Source organism: Stenotrophomonas capsici (assembly GCF_034961085.1).
GTDB classification, from domain to species: Bacteria; Pseudomonadota; Gammaproteobacteria; order Xanthomonadales; family Xanthomonadaceae; genus Stenotrophomonas; species Stenotrophomonas capsici.
In genome coordinates this window covers 565,772-588,985 of record NZ_JAYFUH010000061.1, presented here as the reverse complement: position 1 = coordinate 588,985, position 23,214 = coordinate 565,772, and the positions used below count along the sequence as shown (strand labels likewise).

Below are 23,214 nucleotides of genomic sequence, written 5' to 3'. Positions count from 1 at the left end.
AGCGCTGGACCATGAAGCGGATCGCCGGGCAGGCACCGCAAGCTGGGGGCATGCAAAGCCCCCAGCTTGCAACGCGGGATACATGCAGCCGCGTGGTTACGGACGCGGACGTTCCATTCGGCCAGACACACTGTTGCCCAACCAACGCACCAGCACCCCGGAGGTGGCGTACTGGGCGATCACGGCCTGGTAGCCGTCAAAGCGCGTGGCCACTTCGGCAACCTGGTTGTTGTAATGCTCGCTCTCCGAGCTCAGCACATCCAGCAGGGTCCGACGGCCGAGGTGATACCACTGCTCGTAGAATGCCTCGCGCACCCGGTTGGTCTCCACGATCAGCCCGCGATACAGGTCCGCGCGCGCAGACAACACGCCAGCGTCGTGGTTGGCCGCACGAATGCGATACTCGATATCGCGCACCTGTTGTTCCGCACTGTGCCACCCTGCTTCGGCGCGCTGCCGCGCCGCGCGTTGCGACGCACGGTTGGAACCACCGCGGAACGCCGCCCACGACAAGGTCAGGCCGGTATGCCACGCCGGCTCGCGGCCGTCGGCGCCTTCGGCCGTGGTCTTGCCCACGATCCAGTTCACCTGTGGCAACGCCGCCGAGCGCACCGCGTCCGCCTGCAGATCGGCCGACCTGGCCTGCGCCTGCGCCTGCAGGATCGACGGATGGTTCTGCGATTCGGCCAGCAGCCACTGCAGGTCCGGCAGATGGATGGACCACGCCTTGCCGGCCGGCAACGAGGGAATTGGGCGATCCCCCACCATCTTGCGCAGCGCGATCTCGGTATCGCGCGCCTTGGCCACGGCACTGGTGCGCGATGCCTCCGCGTTGAGTAGGCGCGAGCGTGCCTGCGTCAGCTCGCTGACCCGACCGGGGTCCACGGCCACGATGCCTTCCAACATCTTCACCAGCTCGCTCATGCGGTCCACGTAGCGCTGGCTGATATCCACGATCAGGCGCTGCTTGCCCAGCTCGATCAGGTTGAAGGTGGCCTCGTAGGCAAGGTTCTCCATCTCCGCCTGCAGCGCGGCTTCGGCGGCGGAAGCCATATGGTTCCTGCTCTTGATCGTCTTGCTCAGGCGCCCCCAGTCGAACACCGGCATGCTCATGTCGATACTGAGATTCTGCTCGGTCGAGGTGTTCTTTCCCGGGACGCCGAAGTTGACGAATGGGCTGCGTGCACCGATCTCCAACTGCGGGTAGCGCTGGCCCTTCGCTTCGGCCACATCGGCCAGCGATGCCGACTGCTCGGCCATGGCGCGCCCCACTGCGGGACTCATCTGCAGCGCAGCACCGACCACGCGCTGGAAGATATCGCGAAGTTCACGCTCGGAATGCTCCATCGCCTGCTCGGGCAGCACGATGTCACCTGGCAGGACGCGTCCCAGCACCGTCGGCCGGTAGGTCAAATCGAGCGCAGGGGACTGCGCGGTGCTGGCGACGGTATCCACGGCCTCGCGCCCAGGCGCCGCCGCGGGTGGATCCATCGACACACCGCCTTCACCGGCACGCTGGAACACCAGCACCGGCTCATCCACGACCGGGCGGCGCAAGGGTGGCACGCCCTCGAGGATCGCATCGATCACCTGCTGCGCATCACCACCGCGCGGCGCCACCGCGTTCAGCGGCTCATCGATGGCATCGCGTCGGGACCGCACGTGCTGCGGTGGCCTGGCGATATCCTCCGGGGCAACCTTGTCGAATTGCAGGATCTCCTCATCGGCCCGCGCAACGCCGATGCCCAACGCGACCAGGGCGATCGCCAGCACCGAAGCACGCGGCAACGCATCACGCCTGACCACCACCACACCCACATCCTTGTTCCGCCTGCGATAGGACACAATCACCTCAACACCAGGCAGTGCTCGGAACAACGTGCAACGCACGCAACGCGCCCCACCGGGATAGCAACATCAATAGGACCCCCGGACGTGCCGCCCTGCGTGGCTGCTGTGGCAGCTTCCTGGACAGTCCGGCACCGGGAATGGGAACGCATGGACATGCCATGCTCCGTTCGGCCTCAACCGAAGCCCGCGCCACGTCGGACGCGTACGCGCAGGAAGAAAGCCTCAACGAGCGCGAAGCCTAGGCAGCTGCGCACGGCAAGTACATGAGAAACGTCTCAGCCATCCACGCCGCATGCATGGTCAAGGAGCATGCGTTACCGGCACCGGGCGCCCCTCGCCGCTTGGCAGGTGCCAGCTCCTGCCGGGCACGCTTCATTCCCCATCCGCTTTCAGCCCTCGACCTACACCGCACAACCCTGCTTTCAGCATCGTCCCATTCGCCCCCACGACGACAGCGACGACAATCCGTGGCTCATCCGAGCCCGCCCATCGCGTCACGCCGTTGGTGGCAGGTCACGCGTGCGATCGGTCCCTCCTTCCAGGATCCGCCCCATGAACACCCCCTCTTCCTCCGCATTACCGGAGGATGCTGCCGTGCAGGCGGCCGAGAAGACCAGCATCGACGACACGCTCCTGCAGAGCGTGTCCTGGCTCTGCAACCACTACGACCTGCACCGCAGCACCGATGCGCTGCTCGCCGGCCTGCCGCGTGCCAACCTGGTCACGCCCTCGCTTGCGCTGTCGGCACTGGCCAACGCCGGCATCACCGGCGGGCTGGTCAAGCGCCATCCCCGTGCCCTGCCTATCCAGCTGATGCCGTTGATCCTGCTGCGCGCCGATCAGGGTGGCTGCATCCTGCTGGGCCGCGAGGAACTCCGCGACACCGACAACAAGCTGCAGGTCCGCTACTCGGTGGTGATTCCCGAAGTCTCCACCACCCCGGTGGAGATGACCCAGGAAGAGATGGATGCCTTTCATTCCGGCTACGCCATCCTGGCCAAGCCCCACGCCAGGCCGGATGACCGCGCCGGTGAGATGCTGCCCACCCCCAAGGGGCATTGGTTGTTCAGCACGCTGTGGCGCTATCGCCGCTACTACCGCAGCGCCGCCATCGCGGCCTTGCTTGCCAACATCCTGGCGTTGGCCAGCATCTTCTTCACCATGAATGTCTACGACCGCGTGGTGCCCAACCAGGCATTCGTGACCTTGTGGTCATTGGGCATCGGCGTGCTGGTCGCCATGGTGTTCGAGGCCCTGATCCGCTTCGTCCGTGCACACCTGCTGGACGTGGCCGCGAAGAAGGCAGATCTGGTGTTGGGCTCGATGCTGTTCCGGCAGGCGCTCTCGGTGCAGATGGAACACAAGCCGGCTTCCTCGGGCAGCTTCGCCAACCAGCTGCGCGAGTTCGAATCCGTCCGCGACTTCACCACGTCGGCCACGCTGGCCACCATCACCGACCTGCCGTTCGTGCTGCTGTTCGTCGGCGTCATCTTCGCCATCGGCGGGCAACTGGGCTGGGTCACGACGATGGTGCTTCCACTGATCCTCATCATCTCTGTCTCTATCCAGTGGCCGCTGGCCAGGGTAATGCAGGAGAACCTGCGCGAGTCTTCGTTGAAGCAGGGCGTGCTGGTCGAGTCGATCGAAGGGCTGGAGACACTGAAGGCCACCAACGGCCAATCGCACATGCAGCGTCGCTGGGAGCACTTCAGTGGCCTGCAGGCCACCACCTCGATGAAATCCCGCCGGTTGTCGGCCATGGCGACCGGCGCGGTGGCGTTCCTGCAGCAGACGCAGACCGTGGCATTGGTCATCACCGGTGTCTACCTGATCGATGCCGGCAAGCTGAGCATGGGGGCGCTGATCGGCACGGTGATGCTGGCCGGCCGTGCCAGTGCGCCGCTCGGCCAGGTCATCGCACTGGCCACCCGCTATCAGCAGGCCAAGGCGGCACTGACCTCGTTGAATCGCTTGATGGGCCTGCCGGTGGACCGCGACGTCCGGCGCGACTACCTGTCCGCGCCGGACCTGGATGGCCAGCTCACCCTCAAGGCGGTTGGCTTCTCGTATCCGGCGCCGCCCATGCAGCCCAACCCACCGGTGCTGACCGACATCAACCTGAGCATCGCACCCGGCGAGCGCATTGCCATCCTTGGCCGCATCGGCAGCGGCAAGTCGACCCTGCTGCGGGTCATGTCACGCCTGTATGCGCCGGTTGGCGGACAGATGTTCAGTGGTGGGCTGGACGTCAACCAGATCGACCCGGCCGACTGGCGTCGCGCGGTGGGCTACGTCGGCCAGGACGCGCGCCTGTTCTATGGCTCGCTGCGCGAGAACATCATGATCGGGAAACCCGAAGCCACCGCCGAAGAACTGCTGCGCGTGCTGCGCCTCACCGGTCTGGATCATGTGGCCGCAGCCCATCCGCGCGGCATCAACCTGCCCATCGGCGAGATGGGTGAAGGCGTCTCCGGTGGCCAGCGCCAACTGGTCTCGCTGGCCCGCAGCCTGCTGGCGCGTCCCCGACTGTTGCTGATGGATGAGCCCACCAGTGCCATGGATTCCCAGACCGAGGCGCAGTTCCTGCAGCACCTGCAGCGCGCCACCCAGGGCCAGACGCTGGTCGTGGTCACCCATCGTCCGTCACTGCTGGCCCTGGTCGACCGCGTGATCGTCATCGACGCCGGCAAGGTCGTGGCCGATGGTCCGAAGGCCGTGGTGATGGCAGCACTGCGCGGCAACGAGGCACAGCCCTCCGCCGCCGGCGAGGAGGCCGTGCACCCCACACCGCCGCCGCGTCCCCGTCGTCCGGCCCTTGCTGCCCGGGAGGCACACTGATGGCTGCCTGGTTCAAGCGCAACAACACACAAGCCGGCATCAGTGCCGCCGATGCCGCCTTCATGAACGACGTGCAGGAGTCGCTGCTCGCGCAGACCACGCCGGGTTCGCGCCTGGTTGTCTACATGGTCCTGGCCGTGATCGTCTGCGGGCTGGTCTGGGCGCATTTCGCACGGGTGGAGGAAATCACCCAAGGCGAGGCAAAGGTGATCTCGCGCAGCCGTGAGCAGGTCATCCAGAGCCTGGAAGGCGGTATCCTGGCCGAGATGTCGGTGCGTGAAGGCGACGTCGTCAATCCGGGCCAGGTGCTGCTGAAGATCGACCCCACCCGCGCCAACGCCAGCTACCGCGAGGCACTGAGCAAGGTCATCGCGCTGAAGGCCACCATCGCCCGCCTGCGCGCCGAAGCCTACGGCCAGCCGCTTGAGTTCGATGCACAGGTACGCGAGTTCCCCGAGGAAGTGGATCAGGAGACGCGTGCGTTCAATGCGCGGCGCCGTGCCCTGGTCGAAAGCGTCGCATCGCTGGAGCGCAGCTATGCACTGTCCATCCGCGAGATCAACCTGGCCGAGCCACTGGCCGCCAAGGGGCTGCTGTCCGACGTCGAACTGCTGCGCATGCGCCGCCAGGCCAACGACATCAGATCGCAGGTGGTCGAGCGCCAGAACCGCTATCGCGCCGATGCCAACTCCGAACTGGTCAAGCTGGAAATGGAGCTCTCCCAGACCAACGAGAACCTGGTAGGTCGCGCCGACGTCGTCGAACGCACCACCATCACCGCGCCGGTGCACGGGACGATCAAGAACGTCCGGGTGAACACCATCGGCGGCGTGATCCAACCCGGCGAGCACATCCTGGAGATCGTGCCGCTGGAGGACCAGTTGCTGGTCGAAGGCAAGATCCGGCCCAAAGACGTGGCCTTCCTGCGGCCCGGCCTGCCCGCCACGGTGAAGATCACCGCCTACGACTATGCCATCTACGGCGGCCTGACCGGCAAGGTGGAGCACATCAGTCCGGACACGCTCAAGGATGACCAGAAGGCCGCGGCCGGCCGTGCGGACGACACGTACTACCGCGTGCTCGTGCTCACCGAAAAGAGCGCCCTGCAGGCGGGCGGCAAGGAGCTGCCGATCATTCCCGGCATGGTCGCCTCGGTGGAGATCCGCACCGGCGAGAAGAGCGTCCTGGACTATCTGCTCAAGCCCGTCCTCAAGGCGCGCGAGGCATTCCGCGAACGCTGAACCGTCGGCAGCCAAGCGCAAGCGGGATGGATGGCACGCCGCTCTCCCGCACCTCAACGCCGCCAAGTCGATAACGCCTTGGCGGCGTTTTTGTTTCCGGCACAGCGGATATCCTGCGTCACCGCGTGATGGGCGCCGCCCTCGCGGCCGATGCACCCGACCTCCCTCGGCCTGGCCATCACACCGAGCCACCCCACGGCATTCCAGGCCGCGCCTCCTCCAACGATTTCACCAGCGACGGCTGTTTCCACGTCCAAGCGGCGCGTCGGTTGATTCGGCCGCGGCAAGCCCCTTCCTATCCTGCCCACGGGTAGCGTGCGTGTGCGCGCTGGACATCACTGCGACCGCGCCAGCTCCATTCACCCCTTGCCGCGCGACAAGGAGGTCGGCAGAAAGGCGCCCTTCGCCTGCAACCCAGGACACCCGGGCCTCTTGCCTGCCGGGAAGCGACGGTCAACCCCGGACTCCACCCGTGCCCCTTCCCTGTCGGAAACAACAAAGGCCCCTGCTTTTCAGCAGGGGCCTTGTTCCTGGCCAGACCAGATCCGCGCAACCCCGCTCCGGTACATCCGGAACGGGGCCACATCCGTGAACGGCAACGCCTTCCGTCAGATCAGCGTCACCTTCACCAGGTCCTGCACCAGCAGCTCCGCATCCATGCCGGAGTGCTGATAGGTGGCATACGACACGCCGTTGACCACCTGTCTGCCGCCCTGCACCCAGTCACCCAGGTCCTCACCACCTACGCCCAGGAGGTCATCCAGCCGCAGTGCATCGCCGGCGTTGCCCTTGACCATCATCTGCTGCCGGGATTCGGCCGGGTTGCCAAACAACCCCACCTGCCCGTTCTCCAGCACATCCTTCAACGACAATGTCAGCGTGTTGTTGCCGGTACCGGTGATGTCGATGATCTCCACGCCGCTCAGCTTGCCGGCTGACGTCGCCAGCGTCAGGTTCATCACCTGGCTGGCGCCCTGCAGCTTGAGTGTGTCCACTCCATCACCGCCGTGGATGCCCTTGTTGGCGGCGCTGGCCAGATAGGTCGCCGTCGCATAGCCCAGGGTGATGGTGTCCTGGCCCGCACTGCCGTAGTAGGTATCGCTCACCTCATCCAGCTTGTGCGGGTCACGCGCATCGGCCACGTGCAGGGCCTCGACCTGGCTGAAGGCATCCATGGTCACGCCCTTGCCGCTGGTGATCACCTTGAAGCTCCCCACATCGACCCCTTCGGCCGCATTGAAGGTGAACGCCTTGATGTAGCGCCCGGAGCTGAGTGTCCCGGTCACGGTCTCGCGATGAATCTGCTTTCCGTCCACATCGTAGACCACGACCTGCACACCGCCGCCCGCGTTGTCCACGCCGGAGAAGCGCAGCGAGATCCGGCGCGCCGCGCCGTCCAGCGTGAACAAGGCACCTGCCTCATCCCCACCCGGCGACACCAGCTTCAGCCCCGCCAACGTCGCGGTGGTGGAAGCCATCTTGGCAAGCTTGGCCGACCCGAATGTCCCCACGGTGACGCCATTCCCGTCGTACACGTCGTTCACCACTGCGGTCGCGGCCACGTTCAGGGTGTCGGCCACTGTCTTGCTGGAGAACCCGCCACCGATGACCCGGTAGGCTTCCGATGCCGGCCCCTTCACCCCCTGCGAAACGATGCTCGCCATCACGTCGAAGTCGTAGCTCACGCCCTGGCCGGTAGTGGTACCGGTGCGGGTCACGGCAGTGGGCACCTTGACCAGCACCGCGTCGGCGGCAATGTCCTGCGCGGTCAACACCTGCTGGTGGACGGCAATCCCCCACTGCACGTGGACCACATCACCGACCACCGCCTTGCTGCCAGCCAGTGATACCTGCATGTCCACGCCGTTGTTCGCTTCGGTCGCCGTCAGCACGCCTTCGGCTTCGGCGATGCGCACGATCCGCGGCGCCTGGACACCGTCGGCCAGCGTCACCTGGCGCTCCACGCTCTGGATCGGCATGCCGTTGGCGCCGACGATGCGGGCCTGGATGTTCCAACCGGCGGTATGCGCGGACAGGTCGGTGAAGTACCACTTCCCGTTCTGGACGATGGCATCGCCCCAATGCTTGCCGTTGTCGGTCGAGACCTGAACCTTGGCGCCGACGGACAGCTCGGCGATCACCGTGCCCTGGAGCAGGCGCCCGGCACTGCCATCGGCCGTCACGAAGTCACCGGCGGTTCCCGTATCCTTGCCCATCACATCGATCGTCAGCCCGGAGCGCACCTCCACGCCCTGCTGCACCAGCACCTCGGCCTCGTACGCCGAATGCCGGTACACCACGTAGGTGGCATCGCCCACCTGCAGCGTGCCGCTCATCTTCCATTCGCCCTGCAACGGACCGCCGGCGGTGCCATTGAGCTCCAGCAGGTCACCGGCATTGCCCTTGACCAGCATCTGCACCTTGCCGTCGTTGGTGAACAGGTTCCTGCCGCCACCGGCCAGCACGTCCGCCAACGTCATCCTGAGCGTGTTGTTGCCGCTGCCGGTGATGTCGATGATCTCGATCGAGTCGATCTTCTGCCCGATTTCCCCAAGGTCCAATACTTGCTTGGCACCGGTCAGCTTCAGCGTATCAATACCCTGCCCTGCGGAGATCCCGCCGCCGGTCGTTGCGGCGAGGTGCGCCACGTTGGCCAAGGAGAAGATATTGTCCTCGTCGCCACCGTAGTAGGTACCCTTCGCGCCGCTGATGGTCTGCTGGGCAAGCGTATTGAGCTTGCCAGGCCCATGGCGCATCTCGAAATTGTCCAGGCCGATCCAGTCGTAGTCGCCATACGGATTCACTCCGGGAATCTTGTATCCGGTATTTACCACCATGTACGAGAATTCCTTACCCGCAGGCGCCTTGAATGACGCATTGAGTGCGTTCGGCCAATCTGCTGACAGTGTCAGTTGCCCGACCAGCGCTCCGTTTGCACTGTAGAACCTGGCAGTACTCGATGCATAGGCATCGGCTTGAAGGTTGGTGACCATGAACTTCAGTTCCGTCAACGGACCTTCCATGAAGTCGATGCGGCTGCTTCCCACCACACCGATCTTCATGCCACTGGCGATGCCAGGGTCATAGCTGCTGAAACCATTGATGGCCTGCGACGATTGCCATTGCTTGTAATCAAACAGTGAGGTGACACGAATTCCGGCATAGCTGGCGCTTTGGCCAGCCTTGAGATCCACCGTGCTGGCACCGCTGAAGTCAACATAGGTGTACTCCCCCTGGTCCAGGTAGCACGATGCGTTGCCGGCCTTGTCGACGATGGCGGCCATCACATTGCTCTGGGCCACCGACATGCCTGGGTTGATCCGCACGGTGCCTGCTGCCGCTTCCTGCGCGGTCAGGACATGGTCGTGGCGCAGGCCGCCGGCTACGATGCTGACGATGTCACCTTCGGCGACGTCGGCCTTGTTGAAGTTGACGCGCACATACGCGCCATCCGTGGCCACCAGGGTCGGCGCATCCGGTACCAGCGTATCGAGGACCACGTTCTTGAACTGGACCTCACCGGCCTTGCCGGCGCTGTTCACCACCTTGGTCTGGATCTCCCAGCTGCCGCCATGGCTGTTGTTGTCCTGTGCCGCCCACTGGCGACCATCAACGATGGCGTCCACCCAGCTGCGGCCACCATCGGTGGACACCTGCAGCCGCTCGCCGGACAGCAGAGGGGCGCTGATGACGCCCTGCATCAGGCGCCCCGCGCTGCCGTCGCTGGTAAGACGGTCGGTGCCGCTCACGCCCCAGTCCTTGCCGATCGCGGTCACTGTTGCGACCTGCTCCGGCCCTTGGGTGCCAACCACGACGATGTAGGCCTCCGACGTCTCCGACGGGTTGCCGGCCGGGTCGGTCATCATCACCTCGAACGCATGCTGCCCGTCCACCAACGGGGTGGCCGGGGTGAACGACCATGTGCCGTCCTTGCCGACCGTGGTCTCGCCGATCACGTTGCCATTATCGAGAATGGTGACCTTGTCGCCCGGATCCGCCTTGCCGGTCAGGGTTGGCGTGTTGTCATCGGTGGTTCCTCCATGGGCAACAGGGCCGACGTCCGGCCCCTGGTCGTCCACGACCGCGTCGATTTCGGGCCGTTCCGGTGCGTGCAGGTCCACGTTGATCAGGTAGACCGGCGAGAACTCGCTGGTGTTGCCATCCGGGTCTTCGTGGGTAACGCTGATCCCGTGCGCGCCCTCGGCCAGCGGCCGCAGCGGCACCAGCGACCATTGACCGCTGGCAGGAACACGCACCCGGCCCAGCAGCAGGTCGTTGTCATAGACATGCACCAGATCGCCCGGCCGGCCGCGGCCGCTGATGGTCGGCCGGCCATCGTCGGTGTAGCCACCGGGGGCGATGGCCCCCTGCACGCTGCCCACGCCATCAACGATCGCGTCGATCACGGGCACCGTGTAGACAATACCGCGCACGGCGGCGTCACGGCTGGCGGCCAAGGGGTCCACGTTACGGGTGTCGTTCAATTTCCAGCTCCATCAGGTAGTGAAACCGCCCCGCGTGGGGCGATACAGGTCGTTGTTGTCGATGCCATGCCACCGGCGCGAGGCCAGGGGCATCCGGTGCCGATTCCATCGCCCACAAGAAAGATCCAGGGGGCGCGGCCACGAGGTCGCCGCGGGGAGGCACGCTCCTTCATCGCGCGACGTCATCGCCGTATGCACTGGTGTAGCGTCAGTTCCGCAGCGCGGCCATCCCGTGGCTCGGGGTTTCATCTGAAATCAACGCGTCGCGAAGGCCGGCATTCTGGTGAGTGCCCCGGTAGCCATATATGAGATTCACCTCAAACATCACCTTCCGCCCCGCAGCTCCGACAGCCTGGCGACAGGCAACAAAAAACCCCCGGCTTGCGCCGGGGGTTTCCTTCAACACTCAACTACCGTGATCGAACTCAGGCGTTGACCGAATCGGCCACGTCCTTGTAGTCGGCGATCTGGTCGAAGTTCATGTAGCGGTAGATCGTGTCGCCATTGGCGTTGATCACGCCGATGTCCGCCATGTACTCCTCCTTGGTCGGGATGCGACCCAGGCGCGAGCAGATCGCGGCCAGCTCGGCCGAACCCAGGTACACGTTGGTGTTGCGGCCCAGGCGGTTCGGGAAGTTGCGGGTCGAGGTCGACATCGCGGTGGAGCCTTCGCGGATCTGCGCCTGGTTGCCCATGCACAGCGAGCAGCCCGGCATTTCCATGCGCGCGCCGGCGGAGCCGAAGGTGCCGTACACGCCTTCCTTGGTCAGCTCGGAGGCATCCATCTTGGTCGGCGGGGCCACCCACAGGCGGGTCGGGATGTCGCGCTTGCCTTCCAGCAGCTTCGCAGCGGCGCGGAAGTGACCGATGTTGGTCATGCACGAACCGATGAACACTTCGTCGATCTTGGCACCGGCAACTTCAGACAGCGTCTTCACGTCGTCCGGGTCGTTCGGGCAGGCCACGATCGGCTCGTGGATGTCGGCCAGGTCGATCTCGATGACAGCGGCGTACTCGGCGTCGGCATCCGGCTCCAGCAGCTGCGGGTCAGCCAACCAGGCTTCCATCTTCTCGACGCGACGGGCCAGCGAACGCGCGTCGGCGTAGCCTTCGGCGATCATCCACTTCAGCAGCGTGATGTTGCTGTTGAGGTACTCGATGATCGGCTCCTTGTTCAGGCGCACCGAGCAACCGGCAGCCGAACGCTCGGCCGAGGCGTCGGACAGTTCGAACGCCTGCTCGACCTTCAGGTCCGGCAGACCTTCGATTTCCAGGATGCGGCCGGAGAAGATGTTCTTCTTGCCCGCCTTGGCCACGGTCAGCAGACCGGACTTGATCGCGTACAGCGGGATCGCGTTGACCAGGTCACGCAGGGTCACGCCCGGCTGCATCTTGCCCTTGAAGCGCACCAGCACCGACTCCGGCATGTCCAGCGGCATCACGCCGGTGGCCGCGGCGAAGGCGACCAGGCCCGAACCGGCCGGGAACGAGATGCCGACCGGGAAACGGGTGTGCGAGTCGCCACCGGTGCCTACGGTGTCCGGCAGCAGCATGCGGTTGAGCCAGCTGTGGATCACGCCATCGCCCGGGCGCAGCGAGACGCCGCCACGGGTGGAGATGAACTCCGGCAGGGTGTGGTGGGTCTTCACGTCCACCGGCTTCGGGTAGGCGGCGGTGTGGCAGAACGACTGCATCACCAGGTCGGCCGAGAAGCCCAGGCAGGCCAGGTCCTTCAGCTCATCGCGGGTCATCGGGCCGGTGGTGTCCTGCGAGCCCACCGAGGTCATCTTCGGTTCGCAGTAGGTGCCCGGGCGCATGCCCTTGCCTTCCGGCAGGCCACAGGCGCGGCCCACCATCTTCTGGGCCAGCGAGTAACCCTTGCCGGTATCGGCCGGCTGCACCGGCAGGCGGAACAGGTCGGTCACCGGCAGGCCCAGCGCTTCACGCGCCTTGGCGGTCAGGCCACGGCCGATGATCAGCGGAATGCGGCCACCGGCGCGCACTTCGTCGAACAGCACGTCGCTCTTGACCTGGAATTCGGCGATCACTTCACCGTTCTTCAGCGCCTTGCCGTCGTACGGACGCAGCTCGACGACATCGCCGTGCTCCATCTTCGACACGTCCAGCTCGATCGGCAGCGCGCCGGCGTCTTCCATGGTGTTGTAGAAGATCGGGGCGATCTTCGAACCCAGGCAGACACCGCCGAAGCGCTTGTTCGGGATGAAGGGGATGTCTTCACCGGTGAACCACAGCACCGAGTTGGTGGCGGACTTGCGGCTGGACCCGGTACCGACCACATCGCCGACGTAGGCAACCAGGTGGCCCTTTTCCTTCAGCGACAGGATTTCCTGGATCGGGCCACGCTTGCCGTCTTCTTCCGGCACGAACGGGGCATCCGGACGCTTGTTCTTCAGCATCGCCAGGGCGTGCATCGGGATGTCCGGGCGGGTGGTCGCATCCGGGGCCGGCGACAGGTCGTCGGTATTGGTTTCGCCCGGCACCTTGAACACGGTGATGGTCAGGCTCTGCGGCACTTCCGGCTTGCTGGTGAACCACTCGGCATCGGCCCAGCTCTGCAGCACGCCCTGTGCGTTGGCGTTGCCGGCCTTGGCCTTTTCCTGCACGTCGTGGAAGGCATCAAACACCAGCAGCGTGTGCTTCAGGCCGTTGGCGGCGATGGCGCCGACTTCGGCGTCGTCCAGCAGCTGGATCAGCGGGGCGACGTTGTAACCGCCGAGCATGGTGCCCAGCAGTTCGGTGGCGCGCGCACGGCTGATCAGTGCGTTCTTTTCGGTGCCGAAGGCAATGGCGGCCAGGTACGAGGCCTTGACCTTGGCGGCGTCGTCCACACCCGCCGGCACGCGGTGGGTGATCAGGTCGAGCAGGAACTCGGCCTCACCGGCCGGCGGGTTCTTCAGCAGCTCGATGACGTCGGCCGTCTGCTGTGCGGTCAGCGGCAGCGGCGGGATGCCAAGCGCGGCGCGCTCGGCTACGTGGTGGCGGTAGGCTTCCAACATGACAACTCCCGGGTGTTACGGTTTGAGTAATGGATGGGCTCAGGCTTGCGGCACGATCAGCTTCAGGCCCTTGAAGTAGTCGCGATAAAACGTGTCGTTCCAGGTGATCAGGCCGTCGCACTGCAGCAGCGCGTGGGCACCGACCATGAAATCGTCGATGCGGCGGGTTTCGCCGCTGCGCTGGCGGTGACGGCGGTGCATCTCGCCGGCGCGCAATGCGGATTTGGCTTCCAGCGGATTGAAATGAACGCCCATTTCCTCCAGCGCCTCCTGCACTTCGGCACCGCCGCGCAGCGAGGCGCAGACCTCGGCCAAGGTCGTGCCGCAGATGACCACCCGGCCACCGACCAGTGCCTGCCGCAGGCAGGCCTCCACCGCGTCGGCACGCGGGCCATCGCTGAGCAGTTCGATCAGGACCGGGGAGTCGACGGCGATCATGCGTCGTCGGCCTCGTCACGCACGGTGCGCACGGCCTGCTCGGCCGTGTCGAAGCCGTCCAGCGCGAACTTGCCGCGCGCACGGGAAATGGCGTCGTCCACGCTCTTGCGCAGGATGATCCGGCTGCCTTCCAGCTCGACCTTCAGCAACGTGCCCTTGGTCAGGCCCAGCGCGTCACGTACGGCCTTGGGCAGGGTGATCTGCCCGCGTTCAGCTACGGTGGCTTCCATGGGACCTCCAATGAAGTATGCACGAATTATACATACTTTCGCCGGCATACCCCACCCCGCCGCTGACCCGCCAGGCCCCGCCCCGCCTGGCCTCCCCGGCAAAAGCACCGTTACACAACCGCAACACGCCGTTGTCTAAACTGGCCCGGACCGCCATGCGCCCAAGCATGCGTGCATCGTCCATACTCGGACCTGCATTCAGTGACAGGGCCCACGGCCCTGAAAGCCCGCGCGGCGCCGCACCGGCACCGCGGCAAGCCATCTGTAAAGAGGAGTCAGCTGTATGAGCGATACCTTCTCCACCCGCAGCCAACTGGAAGTTGGCGGCCAGCAGTACACCTACTGCAGCCTTCCCAAGCTCGGCCAGAAGTTCGACATCTCCCACCTTCCCTACTCGATGAAGATCCTGCTGGAGAACCTGCTCCGGCACGAGGACGGCGGCCAGACCGTCGGCCCGGAGCACATCGAGGCGGTGGCCCGGTGGAACCCCAAGGCCGAACCGGACACCGAGATCGCCTTCATGCCGGCCCGCGTGGTGCTGCAGGACTTCACCGGCGTGCCCTGCGTGGTCGACCTGGCCGCCATGCGCGACGCGGTGACCAAGCTCGGCGGCAAGGCCGAGCAGATCAACCCGCTGATCCCCTCCGAACTGGTCATCGACCACTCCGTGCAGGTGGACGTGTTCGGCCGCGCCGACGCGCTGGACCTCAACGGCAAGATCGAGTTCGAGCGCAACCGCGAGCGTTACAGCTTCCTGCGCTGGGGCCAGAAGGCCTTCGAGAACTTCAAGGTGGTTCCGCCCAACACCGGCATCGTCCACCAGGTGAACCTGGAGAACCTCGCCCGCGTGGTGATGGAACGTGACGTCGACGGCACCCGCTGGGCGTTCCCGGACACCGTGTTCGGCACCGACTCGCACACCACCATGATCAACGGCATCGGCGTGCTGGGCTGGGGCGTGGGCGGCATCGAGGCCGAGGCCGCCATGCTCGGCCAGCCGTCCTCGATGCTGATCCCGCAGGTGGTCGGCTTCAAGCTCACCGGCAAGCTGCCCGAGGGCACCACCGCCACCGACCTGGTGCTGACCGTCACCCAGATGCTGCGCAAGCACGGCGTGGTCGGCAAGTTCGTCGAGTTCTACGGCGACGGCCTGCAGCACCTGCCGCTGGCCGACCGCGCCACCATCGCCAACATGGCCCCGGAGTACGGTGCCACCTGCGGCATCTTCCCGATCGACGCCGAGTCGCTGAACTACCTGCGCCTGTCCGGCCGCAGCGAGGCGCAGATCGCGCTGGTCGAAAGCTACGCCAAGGCCCAGGGCCTGTGGCACGAGCCCAGCAGCCCGCACGCGCAGTACAGCGCCACGCTGGAACTGGACATGGGTGACGTCAAGCCGTCGATGGCCGGCCCCAAGCGCCCGCAGGACCGCGTCCTGCTCGGCGATGTGCATGACAACTTCACCGAGGCGCTCAAGGGCCTGACCGTCAACCGCGACCAGCGCAACGGCGACGTCGCCGACTTCATCAATGAAGGAGGCGGCGCGGCGGTCGGCAACGAGCAGTTGGCCAAGGGCCACGCCGACGTGGTCATCGACAACCAGTCCGTGCGCCTGAAGGACGGTGCGGTGGTCATCGCCGCCATCACCTCCTGCACCAACACCTCCAACCCGGCGGTGATGCTCGGTGCCGGCCTGCTCGCGCGCAACGCCGCGCGCCTGGGCCTGAAGGCCAAGCCGTGGGTGAAGACCTCGCTCGGGCCGGGCTCGCGCGTGGTCACCGACTACCTGGAAAAGGCCGGCGTATTGACCGACCTGGAGAAGCTCGGCTTCTACGTGGTCGGCTACGGCTGCACCACGTGCATCGGCAACTCCGGCCCGCTGCCGGTCGAAGTCAGCGCCGGCATCGCTGCCGGCGACCTGGTGGTGGCCTCGGTGCTGTCGGGCAATCGCAACTTCGAAGGCCGCGTGCATCCGGAAGTAAAGGCCAACTACCTGGCCTCGCCGCCGCTGGTGGTGGCCTACGCCATCGCCGGCACCGTGCGCATCGACCTGACCAAGGAGCCGATCGGCCAGGACAGCAGCGGCAAGGATGTGTACCTGCGTGACATCTGGCCGACCAACAAGGACATCGGCGACATGATCGCCGCCACCGTTGGCCCGGAGATGTTCAAGCAGAACTATGCCGACGTGTTCAAGGGCGACACCCGCTGGGCGCAGATCGCATCGCCGGAAGGCCAGGCCTACCAGTGGAACGGCGACTCCACCTACATCAAGAACCCGCCCTACTTCGACGGCATGACCATGCAGGTCGGCACCATCAGCGATGTGCATGGTGCGCGCGTGCTCGGCCTGTTCGGTGACTCGATCACCACCGACCACATCTCCCCGGCCGGCAACATCAAGAAGGACTCGCCGGCGGGCCGCTTCCTGCAGTCGCGCGGCGTGCTCCCGGCCGACTTCAACAGCTACGGCAGCCGTCGCGGCAACGATGACGTGATGGTGCGCGGCACCTTCGCCAACATCCGCATCAAGAACCTGATGTTCGGTGGCGAGGAAGGCGGCAACACCCTGTACTACGCCCCGGGCAGCACCGACGGCGAGAAGCTGGCCATCTACGACGCGGCCATGAAGTACAAGGCCGACGGCGTGCCGCTGGTGGTCCTGGCCGGCAAGGAATACGGCACCGGCTCCTCGCGCGACTGGGCGGCCAAGGGCACCAACCTGCTGGGCGTCAAGGCCGTGATCGCCGAGAGCTTCGAGCGCATCCACCGCTCCAACCTGGTCGGCATGGGCGTGCTGCCGCTGCAGTTCATCGACGGCCAGAACGCACAGTCACTGGGCCTGGATGGCTCGGAGACCTTCGACGTCACCGGCCTGGACGACGGCAAGGCCAAGACTGCCACGGTCACCGCGACCAAGGCTGACGGCAGCAAGCAGTCGTTCCAGGCCAAGGTGTTGTTGCTGACCCCGAAGGAAGTGGAGTACTTCCGCAACGGCGGCCTGCTGCAGTACGTGCTGCGTCAGTTGGCGGCGAAGAAAGCGGCCTGACGGATGGATTGATTTGATGAAGCAAAGAACGCCCCTTTCGGGGCGTTCTTTTTTACCCCTCCCCAGCCCTCCCCTTCGCGATGCGAAAGGGAGGGGGCGGTTTCCGTTGACCTGTCAGACCGCGATCGAGCTGCACGGCGGCGACTAGAGTTCGAGATCGCAGCGAACCGGCATCTTCCCCCTCCCTTTCGCATCGCGAAGGGGAGGGCTGGGGAGGGGTGACGCTCCCGCTCCTGCTCTTGCTTCTACCCCCACTCCCCCACCCGCTTACCCGCGCTCACCACCCACCGGCCCCCAGCTGGCGCTATACACCCGCCACTGGCCGTCCTCGTCCCGCCAGCCGGTCTGGATCTCCTGCATGTCGCCGCGCACGGGCAGCAACCCGCCCGTGCCCCCGACCAGCAGGGCACTGAAACGTACTGTCGCCGTCTTGTTGTCCGCTGCCATCTCGATGGCTATCGGACCGGTCTGCACCGACACCTTGCTGTTGAGCAGCAACTGCGCCTTGACCAAGCGCTCCAGCCCCGCCCGGTCCACGCCCTCGTTGCCCACGAACTCGGGCGAGACCGCCTCCATGAAGTCCGCGGGACTGCCCGACTCCACACCCTTCTGCATTGCAGCAATCGTGTCGCGCAGCCGCTGTTCCGGCGGCGCGCGCTTGCAACTGGCGACGGAAAGCACAATCACCGCAATAAGCATGTATTTCAGAACCGTTCGGATCATCTGAACCCTTCGCCTTTTCCATTCTGGACGGTATGCTGGCATCAGCGGCTGTGGCGCCCCGGCGCCCCGCTCCCATCACTAGATCACATCCATTTCCTGGAGGGGAAGATGAATCAGGAACGTCCCTGGCTGCAGAGCTACCCGGCCGGTGTCCCGGCTGAAATCGACGTCAACGAATTCCGTTCCGTTGCCGCGGTGTTCGATACGTCCGTAGCCAAGTTCCGTGATCGCCCCGCCTACTCCAACTTCGGCAAGGTCCTCACCTACGGTGAAACCGACGCGCTGGTCACCCAGTTCGCCGCCTACCTGCTGGGCGAGCTGCAGCTGAAGAAGGGTGACCGCGTCGCGGTGATGATGCCCAACTGCCTGCAGTACCCGATCGCCATCTTCGGCATCCTGCGCGCCGGCCTGACCGTGGTGAACGTCAACCCGCTGTACACCGCCCGCGAGCTCAAGCACCAGCTGGTCGACGCCGGCGCCAGCGTGCTGCTGGTGGTCGACAACTTCGGCGACACCGTGCAGCAGGTCATCGCCGATACCCCGGTCAAGCAGGTCATCACCACCGGCCTGGGCGACATGCTCGGCTTCCCGAAGGGCGGCATCGTCAACTTCGTGCTGAAGTACGTGAAGAAGATGGTCCCGGACTATGACCTGCCCAACGCGATCCGCTTCAAGGACGCGCTGAAGCTGGGCAAGCGCCACCCGATGCCGGTGGTGGACATCGACCATGACGACATCGCCTTCCTGCAGTACACCGGCGGCACCACCGGCGTGGCCAAGGGCGCGATGCTCACCCACCGCAACCTGATCGCCAACATGCAGCAGGCCTCGGCCTGGATCAGCGGCTCCGGCGTAAAGCAGGGCGAGGAAGTGATCATCACCGCGCTGCCGCTGTACCACATCTTCGCCTTGACCGCGAACGGGCTGGTCTTCATGAAGATCGGCGCGCTGAACTACCTGATCACCAACCCGCGCGACATGAAGGGCTTCGTCAAGGAGCTGAAGAACAACCGCTTCACCGCCATCACCGGCGTCAACACGCTGTTCAACGGCCTGCTCAACACCGAAGGCTTCGACCAGATCAACTTCTCCGAACTGAAGGTGGCACTGGGCGGCGGCATGGCCGTGCAGCGCGCCGTGGCCGAGAAGTGGAAGAAGGTCACCGGCGTCACCCTGGTGGAAGCCTACGGCCTGACCGAAACCTCGCCGGCGGCCTGCATCAACCCGCTGGACCTGAAGGACTACAACGGCGCGATCGGCCTGCCGATCCCCTCCACCGATGCCTGCGTCAAGAACGACGAGGGCCAGGTGCTGCCGGTCGGTGAAGTCGGCGAGCTGTGCATCCGCGGCCCGCAGGTGATGAAGGGCTACTGGCATCGTCCGGACGAGACCGAGAAGGTGCTCGATGCCGACGGCTGGCTGCATACCGGCGACATGGCGCGCATGGACGAACAGGGTTTCTTCTACATCGTCGACCGCAAGAAGGACATGATCCTGGTGTCCGGCTTCAACGTGTACCCGAACGAAGTCGAGGATGTCATCGCGATGATGCCCGGCGTGCTGGAAGTGGCCGCGGTCGGCGCACCGAGCGAGAAGTCCGGCGAAGTGGTGAAGGTGGTCATCGTCAAGAAGGACCCCAAGCTCACCGAGGAAGACGTCAAGGAGTTCGCCCGCGCCAACCTCACCGGCTACAAGCACCCGCGCATCGTCGAGTTCCGCAAGGAGCTGCCAAAGTCCAACGTGGGCAAGATCCTGCGCCGCGAACTGCGCGACTCCAAGCCGGAAGCCTGATCCGCCAGGCCCCGGAATGACCCAAGCCCTCCCCTCACCGGGAGGGCTTTTTGTTTGGGCACACGCGGGCCAGCAGGAGCGGCCTCGGCCGCGAACCCGACGCACCTGCCCCGCCACGGAAACCGGCTGCAATCACAGCAACCCGCTGCACCTGTGCATCACCTGCTTCGCGGACGGAGCTGCGCCTACCGCCATGCCCACGAAAAAGCCCCGCTTGCGCGGGGCTCTCGGTTCAACCCGGCGGGCCTCAGGCCTCCGGGCGCATGTACGGGAACAGCAGCACGTCACGGATCGACGCACGGCCGGTCAGCATCATCACCAGGCGGTCGATGCCGATGCCCAGGCCGCCGGTCGGCGCCAGGCCGTACTCCAGCGCACGAATGTAATCGGAGTCGTAATGCATGGCCTCGTCGTCGCCGCCGTCCTTCGCTGCAACCTGGGCCTGGAAACGCGCCGCCTGGTCTTCCGGGTCATTCAACTCGGAGAAGCCGTTGGCGATCTCCTTGCCGTTGATGAACAGCTCGAAGCGATCGGTGTAGCCCGGTTCGTTGTCGCTGGCGCGGGCCAGCGGCGAAACTTCCACCGGATGGTCGGTGATGAAGGTCGGCTGCACCAGGGTGTGCTCGACGGTGGCTTCGAAGATCTCCAGCAGCAGCTTGCCCCAGCCGTAGGACGGCTTGACCTTGATCTTCAGGCGCTCGCAATGACGCAGCAGCGCTTCGCGATCGGTGCAGTCGGCGACGCTGATCTCCGGATTGTGGTGGCGCACCGCCTCGTCCATGCGCCAGCGACGGAACGCCGGGCCCAGGTTGATACGTGCGCCGTCCCATTCCACCTCGGTCGTACCCAGCACCTGCTGGGCGACGTCACGGATCACGCCTTCGGTCAGGTCCATCACTTCGTTGTACGTGGCATAAGCCTCGTACAACTCCATCATGGTGAATTCCGGGTTGTGGCGGGTGCTGACGCCTTCGTTGCGGAAATTGCGGTTGATCTCGTAGACGCGTTCCAGGCCACCGACCACCAGGCGCTTGAGGTACAGCTCCGGTGCCACGCGCAGGTACAGGTCCAGGTCCAGCGCGTTGTGGTGGGTGGTGAACGGCTTGGCGGTCGCGCCGCCGGGGATGTAATGCATCATCGGCGTCTCGACTTCCAGGAAGTCACGGTTGTCCAGCCAGGCGCGCATCGCGCGGATGATGCGCGAGCGCTTGATGAACACTTCGCGCGACTCCGGGGTCACGATCAGGTCGACGTAGCGCTGGCGGTAACGCTGCTCCACGTCGGCCAGGCCGTGCCACTTGTCCGGCAACGGGCGCAGCGACTTGGTCAGCAGGCGGATCGACTCGGCCTTGATCGACAGCTCGCCGGTCTTGGTGCGGGTCAGCCCGCCTTCGACGGCGATGATGTCGCCCACGTCCCAGCCCTTGAAGGCAGTGTAGGCATCGCCCAACGTGGCACCCTGCAGGAACAGCTGGATCCGGCCGCTCTCGTCCTGGATCTGGGCGAAGCTGGCCTTGCCCATGATGCGCTTGGCCATCAGGCGGCCGGCCATCTTCACGCGGCGGCCATTGCCTTCCAGCGTTTCGGCGGTCCATTGCTCGGCGTCGGCGTACTCGGCCTGCAGCTTGCCGGCGAAGTCTTCACGACGGAAGTCGTTCGGATAGGCGATCCCCTGCCCGCGCAGCGCTTTGAGTTTCTCGCGACGCTCGGCAATCAACTTGTTTTCGTCGACGGGTGGGGTTTCGGTGGCTTCGCTCATGGATCTGCAGGTGGATAGTGGGGGGATACGGCCGGCAACGCCGGTCGTACAGCATACCAAAACCACCCTCCCCCGGCCGGGCCGGTCGGCCCGGCCCCTGCCCCGTCCACGTCAATGGATGGCCGGCGGGAAGGCTTGGCGGAGCTCGTCCACCAGCACCCGCGCGTTCTCCGAGTAGTCCACCGGCACCGTTACCAGATGGACGCCGCCAGCGTTGAAGGCTGCTTCCAAGGTCGGGATGAACTGCCCGATCTCGCGCACCTCGTGCCCGGTGGCGCCATAGGCCTCGGCGTACTTGACGAAATCCGGGTTGGTGAAGGTCATGCCGTAGTCGGCGAAGCCGTCCACCGCCTGCTTCCAGCGGATCATCCCGTAGGCGTTGTCATTGAAGATCAGCACCACCAGGTTCAGGCCCAGCCGGCGGGCGGTTTCCAGCTCCTGGCTGTTCATCATGAAGCCGCCGTCGCCGCAGACCGCCAGCACCCGCCGCTGCGGATACAGGATGGCCGCGGTGATCGCCGAGGGCAGGCCCGCGCCCATGGTCGCCAGCGCGTTGTCCAGCAACAGGGTGTTGGCCACCTGGGTGCGGTAGTTGCGGGCGAACCAGATCTTGTACATGCCGTTGTCCAGCGCCACGATGCCGTCCGGCGGCATCACCTGGCGCACGTCGTGCACCAGCCGCTGCGGGGTGAAGCGGTCTTCCCCGGCGCGGTCGGTGATATGCGAAAGGATCTGCTCGCGCAGCGGCAGCAGCGCGTCGGCGTTGGCCACCTTGCCTTCGATGCGGTCGGCCAGCAGGGTCAGCGATCGGCCGATGTCGCCGATCACCTCGACCTGCGGGAAGTACACCTGCTCCACTTCCGCCGGCAGGTAACCGACGTGGATGACGGTCGGGCCACCCGGGCGCATCACGAACGGTGGCTTCTCGGTGACTTCATGGCCGATGGTGACGATCACGTCGGCCTGGTCGATGGCCATGTGCACGTAGTCGCGCTCGGTCAGCGCGGCGGTGCCCATGTACAGCCCCGAGCCGCCGGTCACCGAGCCCTTGCCCATCTGGGTGGTGAAGAACGGGATGCCCGCGCGCAGCACGAACGCCGACAGCGCCTCGCTGGAGCGCGGCCGTGACGCGCCGGCCCCCATCATCAGCAACGGCCGCTTGGCGGCGCGGATGATCCCGGCGGCCCGATCCAGCGCTTCCGGGCTGGCGATGGGAAGTTCCTGTGGATGCGGCGGGATCAGCGAGACCTCGTCCCCTTCCATCGCCGCGATGTCTTCCGGCAGCTCCAGCAGCACCGGACCGGGCCGGTCCTGCTGCGCGGTGCGGAATGCTTCGCGGACGATGGTCGGGATGGTGCGCGCCGAGACGATCTGCCGCGCCGACTTGGTCAGCGGCTTCATCGTGCTGACGATGTCCACGATCTGGAAGCGCGCCTGCTTGCTGGCGACGATGCCCTTCTGCCCGGTGATCATGATCACCGGCCACGCACCCAGCAATGCATAGGCCGCACCGGTGGTGAAGTTCAGCGCCCCCGGGCCCAGCGTGGCCAGGCACACGCCCGGCTTGCCGGTCAGGCGGCCGTAGGTGGCGGCCATGAACACCGCCGCCTGTTCGTGGCGGGTGATGACCAGTTCGATGCGCGAGTGCCGCAGCGACTCGACCACATCGAGGTTCTCCTCGCCGGGAATGCCAAAAATACGCTCGACGCCTTCGTTCTCGAGTGCGGCGACGAGCAGATCAGAACCCTTGGACATGGAATGACGCCCTTCTTGCTGGACTGGTTGTATGGCAGGCA

General features: G+C 65.6%; 12 protein-coding genes. 4 read left to right on the top strand and 8 right to left on the bottom strand.

Annotation, left to right across the window (positions count from 1 at the left end):
* Nucleotides 1–96: 96 nt before the first annotated feature.
* Nucleotides 97–1,809, bottom strand: a complete 1,713-nt coding sequence (locus VA603_RS04525) for a TolC family protein (RefSeq protein ID WP_323438044.1) — start codon at nucleotides 1,807–1,809, stop codon at nucleotides 97–99.
* Nucleotides 1,810–2,403: 594 nt separating this feature from the next.
* On the opposite strand from VA603_RS04525, the gene VA603_RS04520 reads away from it, so the two are divergent.
* Nucleotides 2,404–4,689, top strand: coding sequence for a type I secretion system permease/ATPase (locus VA603_RS04520; protein ID WP_323438043.1), 2,286 nt, complete (start codon nucleotides 2,404–2,406; stop codon nucleotides 4,687–4,689).
* Entirely contained in the window at nucleotides 4,689–5,930 is a 1,242-nt protein-coding gene (locus VA603_RS04515; RefSeq protein WP_323438042.1) for an HlyD family type I secretion periplasmic adaptor subunit, read from the top strand. Before VA603_RS04520 ends, VA603_RS04515 begins: the two co-directional genes overlap by 1 nt.
* 608 nt (nucleotides 5,931–6,538) lie before the next feature.
* Here VA603_RS04515 and VA603_RS04510 read toward each other — a convergent pair.
* The 4 genes from VA603_RS04510 to VA603_RS04495 form a co-directional block, all read right to left on the bottom strand.
* The gene (locus VA603_RS04510) at nucleotides 6,539–10,414 is read right to left on the bottom strand and encodes an Ig-like domain-containing protein (RefSeq protein ID WP_323438041.1); all 3,876 of its coding nucleotides are present in this window, start codon (nucleotides 10,412–10,414) and stop codon (nucleotides 6,539–6,541) included.
* A gap of 425 nt (nucleotides 10,415–10,839) precedes the next feature.
* Nucleotides 10,840–13,431, bottom strand: coding sequence for a bifunctional aconitate hydratase 2/2-methylisocitrate dehydratase (gene acnB / locus VA603_RS04505; protein WP_323438040.1), 2,592 nt, complete (start codon nucleotides 13,429–13,431; stop codon nucleotides 10,840–10,842).
* Nucleotides 13,432–13,470: 39 nt separating this feature from the next.
* On the bottom strand, nucleotides 13,471–13,869 hold the full coding sequence (locus tag VA603_RS04500) for a type II toxin-antitoxin system VapC family toxin (protein WP_132863140.1): 399 nt from the start codon (nucleotides 13,867–13,869) through the stop codon (nucleotides 13,471–13,473).
* A complete protein-coding gene (locus tag VA603_RS04495) occupies nucleotides 13,866–14,099 on the bottom strand; it encodes an AbrB/MazE/SpoVT family DNA-binding domain-containing protein (RefSeq protein ID WP_323438039.1) in 234 nt (77 codons plus the stop codon). Before VA603_RS04495 ends, VA603_RS04500 begins: the two co-directional genes overlap by 4 nt.
* Before the next feature lie 283 nt (nucleotides 14,100–14,382).
* Here VA603_RS04495 and acnA point away from each other — a divergent pair, with 283 nt between their 5' ends.
* Nucleotides 14,383–17,145 (top strand): aconitate hydratase AcnA, encoded by a 2,763-nt coding sequence (acnA, locus tag VA603_RS04490; RefSeq protein WP_323438038.1) that lies wholly within the window; start codon nucleotides 14,383–14,385, stop codon nucleotides 17,143–17,145.
* A gap of 267 nt (nucleotides 17,146–17,412) precedes the next feature.
* On the opposite strand, the gene VA603_RS04485 is transcribed toward acnA, so the two are convergent.
* A complete protein-coding gene (locus tag VA603_RS04485; RefSeq protein ID WP_323438037.1) occupies nucleotides 17,413–17,868 on the bottom strand; it encodes a nuclear transport factor 2 family protein in 456 nt (151 codons plus the stop codon).
* Between the two features lie 108 nt (nucleotides 17,869–17,976).
* On the opposite strand from VA603_RS04485, the gene VA603_RS04480 reads away from it, so the two are divergent.
* Nucleotides 17,977–19,659: a long-chain fatty acid--CoA ligase gene (locus VA603_RS04480; RefSeq protein WP_192285896.1), complete on the top strand. Its 1,683-nt coding sequence runs from the start codon at nucleotides 17,977–17,979 to the stop codon at nucleotides 19,657–19,659.
* Nucleotides 19,660–19,906: 247 nt separating this feature from the next.
* On the opposite strand, the gene lysS is transcribed toward VA603_RS04480, so the two are convergent.
* Nucleotides 19,907–21,418, bottom strand: coding sequence for a lysine--tRNA ligase (lysS, locus tag VA603_RS04475; protein ID WP_132863135.1), 1,512 nt, complete (start codon nucleotides 21,416–21,418; stop codon nucleotides 19,907–19,909).
* Nucleotides 21,419–21,529: 111 nt separating this feature from the next.
* On the bottom strand, nucleotides 21,530–23,173 hold the full coding sequence (locus tag VA603_RS04470) for an acetolactate synthase large subunit (RefSeq protein ID WP_323438036.1): 1,644 nt from the start codon (nucleotides 23,171–23,173) through the stop codon (nucleotides 21,530–21,532).
* Between the last annotated feature and the right edge of the window lie 41 nt (nucleotides 23,174–23,214).